At 76.3% G+C, this 1,783-nt stretch carries 2 protein-coding genes; one reads left to right on the forward strand and one right to left on the reverse strand.

Features of this window, described 5'->3' with window-relative positions; all coding sequences use genetic code 11:
• Positions 1-104: 104 nt before the first annotated feature.
• A complete protein-coding gene (locus ACSNOK_RS32845) occupies positions 105-1,301 on the reverse strand; it encodes a bifunctional adenosylcobinamide kinase/adenosylcobinamide-phosphate guanylyltransferase (RefSeq protein ID WP_436784443.1) in 1,197 nt (398 codons plus the stop codon).
• A 127-nt stretch (positions 1,302-1,428) separates the two neighbouring features.
• Between ACSNOK_RS32845 and ACSNOK_RS32850 the strand changes: the two genes are divergently transcribed.
• A complete protein-coding gene (locus tag ACSNOK_RS32850) occupies positions 1,429-1,644 on the forward strand; it encodes a hypothetical protein (protein WP_436784444.1) in 216 nt (71 codons plus the stop codon).
• Positions 1,645-1,783 lie beyond the last annotated feature (139 nt).

The following is a 1,783-nucleotide window of genomic DNA, read 5'->3' on the forward strand; positions in this document are numbered from 1 at the left end:
GCCCGTCCGGCGTTTGAGGACGAGCGGCGAAGCCGCGACAAGCGGGGTCTGGGGCGGCAGCCCCAGGAAACGGCGAAGGGGTGGGACCGGGGCAACCCCCCTCACTACCGCAGCCGCACCGCCGCCCCCGCCACCACCATCAGCACGTGCTCACACTCCGCCGCCCACGCCGCGTTCAACCTCCCCAGCTCGTCCCGGAACCGCCGCCCGGAAGCGGTCGCCGGAACCACCCCGGACCCGACCTCATTGCTGACGGCGACGACGGTCCGCCGCGTCTCCCGGACGGCGCGGACGAGCGAAGCGACCCGCTGCGCGAGCGCCGTCGACGCCCCGTTCGCCCACGCCTCGTCGTCCCAGGCCGAGACGGAGTCCATGGCGTGGGTGAGCCACAGCGAGAGGCAGTCGATCAGCAGGGGCGGACCGTCGGCGGCGAGGAGGGGGACGAGGTCGCAGGTCTCGGCCGTGCGCCAGGAGGAGGGGCGGCGTTCGCGGTGCAGGGCGACGCGGGCCGCCCAGTCGGAGTCGCCGTCCCGGGTGCCGCCGGTCGCGACGTAGAGGACCTCGGGGAACGACTCCAGCCGCCGCTCCGCCTCCACGGACTTGCCCGAGCGCGCCCCGCCGAGGACGAGCGTCCGCCGGGGCACGTCCGGGACGGCGTGGTAGTCGCCGACGGTCAGCGTGCTGCCGTCGGGGACGGTCCGCGCGCCGGCCGCGGCCAGCCGGCGGTGCAGCTCGCGCCCCGGGGGCACCTCGTGGCCGAGGTGGACGGCGACGACGTCCGTGGTCGCCGTGACCGCGCCCGTCTCGCGCAGCCGGGCCAGCGCGTCCGGCCGGTCCACCACGTCGAGCAGGACGATGTCGTACGGGCCGGCCGCGGCCGAGAGCCCGGCCGGGGCGCCGCCGGGCGGCAGGTAGAGCAGCCGGTCGCCGTCGGGGCCCGTCACCTCGTAGCCGGTACCCGGGGCGTCCAGGGCGACCGCCCGGACCCGGTGGCCGCTGATCAGGGAGAGGTCGCGGCCGTCCGGCACCCGCACCGGCGCCGGCAGGCCGGGCGGCAGTTCGACGGCAGGGCCGTCGTGCGGGTGGGAGAGCAGCACCTGCCGTACCCCGGCGACGGACCGGCCCGCCCGCGCGGCCGCGAACGCGGGCCCGGGCGTCAGGTCCAGGAGCAGCTCACCGTCGACGAGCAGCGCGGTCGCCGCCCGGGCGTCCTCGCCCACGGCGGTGGCGCAGGCGGCGCAGGGGCAGCCGGGGCGCGGCAGCCCCTCGGGGGCTCCGGTGCCGAGCAGAGTCAGTTCCACGCCACGATCGTCTCGCGTCCGCGCACGGCGGGCGCGTCGGGATCACCCTTTCCCGCCCCGGGACCGCGCCCCCGACCGGGGGTTAGGCTGCGCTTCGGCAGCGAACCACGAGCCTTTGGAGGCTGACATGGCGTGGGTGTGGCGGTTCGAGAAGGCGGACGGGACGGAGACGGCACCGGCCGTCGAGCCGGAGGAGTTCACGACGCAGGGGGACGCGGAGTCCTGGCTCGGGGAGGAGTGGCGGGCGCTGCTGGAGGGCGGCGTGGAGCAGGTGCGTCTCTTCGAGGACGACCAGGAGATCTACGAATCCCCCATGAGCCTCAGGGCCGCGGCGGAGAGCTGACCGTACGGCGCTCGCCGGGTCGGGGCGGTTCGGGGACGTCGGCCGCCCCTTACGGGTCGGGTCCCTTACGGGTCGGGTCCCTTACGGGTCGGGTCCCTTACGGGTCGGGTCCCTTACGGGTCGGGTCCCTTACGGGTCG

Origin of the sequence: Streptomyces sp. URMC 126, from assembly GCF_051386555.1 — a bacterium.
Taxonomy (GTDB): Bacteria; Actinomycetota; Actinomycetes; order Streptomycetales; family Streptomycetaceae; genus Streptomyces.